Annotated in this window: 4 protein-coding genes and 1 pseudogene; 2 read left to right on the top strand and 3 right to left on the bottom strand. The window is 63.6% G+C overall.

Features of this window, described 5'->3' with window-relative positions; genetic code table 11:
• Positions 1–117: 117 nt before the first annotated feature.
• A pseudogene (locus ACFDS3_RS18600) lies at positions 118–969 on the top strand (IS5/IS1182 family transposase).
• Between the two features lie 269 nt (positions 970–1238).
• On the opposite strand, the gene ACFDS3_RS18595 reads toward ACFDS3_RS18600, so the two are convergent.
• The 3 genes from ACFDS3_RS18595 to ACFDS3_RS18585 are packed head-to-tail and all read right to left on the bottom strand — an operon-like array spanning position 1239 to position 4218.
• Complete coding sequence (locus ACFDS3_RS18595; protein ID WP_375263839.1) at positions 1239–2285, bottom strand: hypothetical protein; 1047 nt, start codon at positions 2283–2285, stop codon at positions 1239–1241.
• Positions 2282–3448, bottom strand: coding sequence for a tyrosine/phenylalanine carboxypeptidase domain-containing protein (locus ACFDS3_RS18590; protein ID WP_375263838.1), 1167 nt, complete (start codon positions 3446–3448; stop codon positions 2282–2284). Before ACFDS3_RS18590 ends, ACFDS3_RS18595 begins: the two co-directional genes overlap by 4 nt.
• A 2-nt stretch (positions 3449–3450) precedes the next feature.
• Entirely contained in the window at positions 3451–4218 is a 768-nt protein-coding gene (locus tag ACFDS3_RS18585; protein ID WP_375263837.1) for an N-formylglutamate amidohydrolase, read from the bottom strand.
• A 244-nt stretch (positions 4219–4462) separates the two neighbouring features.
• On the opposite strand from ACFDS3_RS18585, the gene ACFDS3_RS18580 reads away from it, so the two are divergent.
• Positions 4463–5482, top strand: a 1020-nt coding sequence (locus ACFDS3_RS18580; protein ID WP_375263836.1) for a trehalose-6-phosphate synthase, incomplete at its 3' end; no start/stop codon positions are given.

Here is a 5482-nt window from a genome sequence, read left to right as displayed (position 1 = left end):
CGGCCATCGCCCTCGCCGCTACCGTCATCTTCTGGTTATGAGTCCAGAGCCTAGCTTGTTCAGGCTCCCGCAAGAGAACCGCTCGCATGAGCAACCTGTTGGGTGAGCGAAACGCGGATGTCGCGACCGCATTCGTATCTTCTGAAGAGCTATGTCCGACCACGTATCGATGACAGACGGGTCCTGAGTGGCATAATCTTCATCAACCGCCATGAGCTGCGCTGGTGCGCTGCCCCCAGCGAGTATGGCTCGCCGAAGACGCTGTACAACCGGCGGAAGCGGCGGAGGTGAGAAGCGCAGCTGCGAACGATGTGTGTTTGTCAGGATCATGGAAGGCTTGGCGGCCGAGGGCACGGAGCGGAAGGCGATCACGATCCCTCTCATTGTTTGCTGCGCAATCGACTGCCTGGCAGCGGATGCGACCCGTCCCGTACGGCCTCCAGCCTGCGGTAGAAAAAAGAAGAGGGGACGTGGCAGGCTGATCGGACGACGGAAGGTGGGATGGACAGGAGGCTCCAGGCCGTCACCGACAGCATCGGAACCCCGATCCGCCTTTCGAGAGTCACTGGACCAACTTTGGTTCCTCGATCTCATCAAGGCCGGCCCTCCTCTCAGCGATGTAAGCACCGCCTGCCGGGCAGTGGGTCAGCGACCATAACGCGGGGCCAGAGCCTTGATTGGTAGCTTGCCACCGGCCAACTGGCTACCGGGCAATTGCGAAGACGATGCGACCTGGCTCCACAAAGGCCTTTTGCACAAGGACATGCCCCCCGCATCGCGGGGCGGAAGTCGCGCACCGGGCTTGCCCGATACCGCAAATGCCGTTACAAGCGCCGCAGCAGGATCGAGATCATGTTCGAACGCCCGAAGAACTGGCCGCGCCGCCACCCAGTTCACGATCGGTACCCGAAGGTCTTCCGGTCAGCGACCGCTCTCGCAAGGACGGTCCCGGTCTGGCTTAAAATCTAAGGTGTCTGGAGCATAGACCGTGGAACCGGACCATGACGTAAGGTGCGTCGCGACCTCCTCCGCAGCACTTGCCATGTGTTTCATGGAGTCTGCGCATCGTCAGCGTCGCGGTCGCAGCCGGCACCGCGAGGCTATGGCATCCACATCTGGACTCGCTCTGCGGAATTACTGGAGATATGATCTCAACCGCTCAGCACATGAGGCAAGGTCGTCCTGCTCCGAAAGACGGCCAAGCAGCAGTGACGGGGCCGACGCCGGTGCAGCGGTGGTCAGACGATGGCCACGTCGTGATGACCCAGCGTCCCGCCATAGGCGGCCTGTACGCGGACCTTGTGCTCGAGATCCCTGATGATCGCGCCCGAAAAGTCCTTTTCCGTAAGGTCCTCAATCATGCAAATGCCGCCGGGTGTATCGACGTTGATCTCCATCATCTTGTCACCGACGATGTCGAGTCCCGCCAGGTACATGCCGTCGCGGATGAGCTTCGGCGCCGCGACCTCGGCCACACGCAGAGCCGCCTCGTCCGGCTCGACGACCTCGACCTTGCCACCCGCCGAGATGTTCGAGCGCGCGTCGCCGCTGTCGTTGTAGCGCCGGATGCAGGCGTAGACGCCGTCGACCTTGAGCGGCCGACCGTTCAGCGTGATGAGGCGCAGGTCGCCCTCGGCCGCCTTGGGAAGGTACTCCTGAACGATGGCGTATCCGTCGCGCAGAGTGGCCTCGATCATCTGGTTGATGTTCGAGCCGACGCCTTCGGTGATGACGAAGACACCGTGCCCGCCCGACCCTTGCAACGGCTTGATCACGCCATTGCCGCCCTGATCTTCGATGAACCTGGTGATGACAGCCTCGTCGCGCGAGATGAGCGTCCGGGGCCGGATCGAGCTTGGGTAATGCTGGAAATAGGTCTTGTTCGATGCATCCGTCAGGCGGAAGGGATCGTTCAGCACGATCACCCCCTGCCGCGCCGCGAGCTGTGCGAACAGCAGCGAAGAGCCATGCGCCCAAGGCCGGGTCAGCATCTCGTCCGCAGGGTCGGCACGCAGCATCACCACGTCCGCCTCGCTGAGGCAGATCGTCTCGCGGCGCGCATCCTCGCGCTGCAGATCGGCGAGCGTTGCGGTGTCGTCCTTATAGTCCGACCGTGACGGCAGGACCCCCGCCCCCGTGATCGAACCATCCGCCTCATAGGTTAGGTCGACCAGCGACACGAGCGAGACGTCGTGCCCCATCGCCGTTGCCCGCCGGGTCAGCCGGATGGTGGTGTAGTTGTCCTTTTCGGTCGCGATGTCGTTGATGACGAAGACCAGTTTCATGGCGTTTCCCTGGAATAAAGCTCGGTTATGGGCGTCGTGCGGGCCGTCTCGAGGCGGCCTGCACATCCCTCGCCGGTGAGGTGGAGCGGCAGGACCGCCGGGGGCAGAAGCACGCCCTCTTCGGTCAGTTCGGTGATGGTCTTGAATTGCGACAGGGCAAACTTGCCGGCGAAAAGGGATTCGATGTCGTTGCCTTGCGACAGCCAGGCCAGCAGGTCGACCAACCCCGAAAGGTAGACCGCGTCCTTGGTCAAACCGCCGCCACGCTTTGCCCTAACCGCCGTGTCGAATGCGGTGTGGGGCGGGATGGAGTGTTCGTCATGCAGGCAGCCGAAGATCTGCTCCAGCGTCTCGCCATTTATGGCCATGTCGGCCGCGATGACACGAGCCGCCAGCACCCGGAGCCGCTGAGGCGGAAGCGAACCGACAAGCCATTCCGCAAGCGTCGCCAGCCCCTCCTGCAATTCATCGTAATCGGGCAAGCCCGTCTCGAGCTGGCGGAGCGGCTGCCGGCGCCCGTTATGGCGGGTGACGACGTGGGTTCCGACCTCGTGGGCGATCAGCGCCGCCACGCGGGCCTCGGCGACCAGGGTATCCGAGTCAATCCACAGGTCACCGTGATTGACCATCAGGGCCGAGTTGATGTCGGCCTCGATCAGCATCCCGAAATCGAAGCTGGGATCGGCCTTGCGGTAGGCCGTGCGCGCCGCGAGCGCGGCCTTGGCAATGTCGGCGGCTCCGACGGGGTTCGCAATCTCGTCCTCCAACGGGACGGTGTCGAGGATCGACTTGGCGTGACCCATCAGCACCGGGTCGGGCGATCCGAACAGCGCGATGCTGGCATGCACGAAGCCGTCCTGCTCGCGCAGGGCCACAAGGTCGATCTGGCGCTGCAACTCGCTGCGCTTTTCGCGCAGCAAGAGCTCGATCAGCGGATGCTCGACATGGTCGAGGTCCGGCTTCAACAGCTGCTCGCGCAACGCGTCGAAATCGGCCTCGTGGGGCGGGTAGGTCAGCGGCGGCGCGCGGCGGAAGCCCGATTGCACGAACTTTTCCCAGCGTTCGTGATTGCCGGTCGGCGACAATGCGGCCAGCCAGTCGATCCTTGTCTCGATGTCGAAGAACGTGTCGTCGGCTTGTCGCGCAATAGGATCAAGCGTCATGGTCAAAGCGCCCGGCGCGCCGCTTCGGTTGCCCGCGACAGGTTGGTCCGCAGGTCCTCGAGCATCGCGATGTCGGCCCGGTTCGTCCATTCATCCATGAAGAATTTCTTGTATTCCAGCGTAATGGTGCAGACGGACTCGCCATATTCCGCGAAGACCCACTCCGGCCAATGCCCGCCATCGACGAAGCGCACGTTGCGCCGGATGTCGATCTCGCGCCCCGCCGCCTCGCCTTCGAGGCCCGACCAGAACGCGTCGACGACGCCGCCGAACCTGTCCTCGTCAGCCGTAGTAAGCCCGAGGTCGATGTCTGGATTGTCCGAAGCCGGTGCGGGATCCGCATCCGGTCCGTCCCTGCGATGGTTGAAGGAATGCACGTCCAGAAGCAGCACGCGGCCGTGCTGGGCGATGCTCTCCTCTATCCAGCCGCGCATCATGTCATAGAAGGCAGCCCGCGTTTCCAGCGACTGCGCCACCATCTCGTCCGTGGGCTTCTCGTCCCAGATCGTCAGCCCCCAGGCGTCGGAGGAATCCAGGTAGACGGCCTCGTTCACGGGGCGGTTCAGATCGATCTCGAACCGCGAGGTGCGGGCGCGGAAGGTCTGGTCGCCGACGCCAGCCAGAATGTCGGTCAGCGGGTCCTCTTCGCGGCGGCGCTCGTCGTCGGTCAGCGCGACTCGGTCCAGCAGCTCCGGGCGCATACGGTGGCCTGCATGAACGGCCGTCGCGATGACGGGGCCGGGGTTTCGGGCGATCTCCCAAGTTGCCATGAACATACTCCTGTTTTCCGGCCCAACGACCAGCGGCGGAGGAAGTTCAGCGATGCTATCGCGGGTCGGGCCGGAAGGATGCTGCGTCCCGGAAAGACAAATGTTCCGGGTTTCCACGGAACGGCATGTTCGGTCGTCGTCTTATCCCACCAGAGAAGGCGGACGCAGCCCGCGCACCCGCCGCCCAACGTTAAAGGGGGCACGTGCGGTTGCGAACCTCGGTCGAAAAATCGGAGAACCATTCATGACGGGTCGCTTGATCGTTCTGTCCAACCGCATACCGACTAGCGGCCCGCCGTCAGGGGGACTGGTCGTCGCGATACACGAATTGCTGGCGGAACGCGGCGGTCTCTGGATCGGATCGGCCGACGAGTTTGCCGAGACGCCGTCCGAAACCTTCCAGCCCCTCAAAGACGGGAAAGGGTACGAAAAGGCCGTCTTCGATCTGACCGAAGCCGAACATGCCGGGTTCTACCTCGGCTACGCCAACTCGGTTCTTTGGCCGCTGTGCCATCACCGGACAGATCTCATCGCGCTCGATCGCCAGTACGCCGAAAGCTACACTGCGGTAAATGCCCGCGTCGCGCGCATGCTCGCGCAGACCGTCGAGCCCGAGGACGTCATCTGGGTGCACGACTACCATTTCCTGCCGATCGCATTGGAACTGCGCAAGCTCGGTGTCTCGGCAAAGATCGGTCTGTTCCTGCACATCCCGTTCCCGACCCTTCCCGACATCGAGGCCCTGCCCGAGCGGGACGACTTCTACTACTGGCTCGCCGCCTTCGATCTCGTGGGATTGCAGACCGAGGCGGACGTGGCGCGGTGCCTCGATAGCTATCGTGCCCAGCATTCCGGTGAGATGCTGTTCGACGGTCGCGTGAAGTTCCACGACCGCGTCTTCCAGGTCCGCTCGTTCCCGATCGGCATCGACGGCAAGGCTTTCACGGCCGTAGCCGAGAAGCCGCTCACGCACGACCCGGTCCACATCCGTGCCGACGCCAGACTCATTCTCGGCGTGGATCGGCTGGACTATTCCAAAGGCATCCCTCACCGCATTCGCGGTTTCGGCAACTGGCTCGACAAACGTGGCCCTGATTCCCCGCGCGGCACCCTGATCCAGATCACGCCGCCCTCGCGCGAAAGCGTCGCCGCGTATCAAGCCATCGCGCGGGAACTCGAAAGCCTTGTCGGGCGCCTCAACGGCCGATACGGAGAGCTCGATTGGACGCCGATCCGCCTGATCGAACGCGCGGTCCCGCGCGAC

The organism is Palleronia sp., assembly GCF_042089775.1.
Lineage (GTDB): Bacteria > Pseudomonadota > Alphaproteobacteria > Rhodobacterales > Rhodobacteraceae > Palleronia.
Note: the sequence above shows the minus strand (reverse complement) of the source record. Positions and strands in the feature narration are given on the sequence as shown.

What these genes read in the sequence shown, in the direction of transcription:
- ACFDS3_RS18595 (WP_375263839.1), bottom strand. Translation starts at nt 2,285, where the DNA reads ATGAAACTGGTCTTCGTCATCAACGACATCGCGACCGAAAAGGACAAC.
- ACFDS3_RS18590 (WP_375263838.1), bottom strand. Translation starts at nt 3,448, where the DNA reads ATGACGCTTGATCCTATTGCGCGACAAGCCGACGACACGTTCTTCGAC.
- ACFDS3_RS18585 (WP_375263837.1), bottom strand. Translation starts at nt 4,218, where the DNA reads ATGGCAACTTGGGAGATCGCCCGAAACCCCGGCCCCGTCATCGCGACG.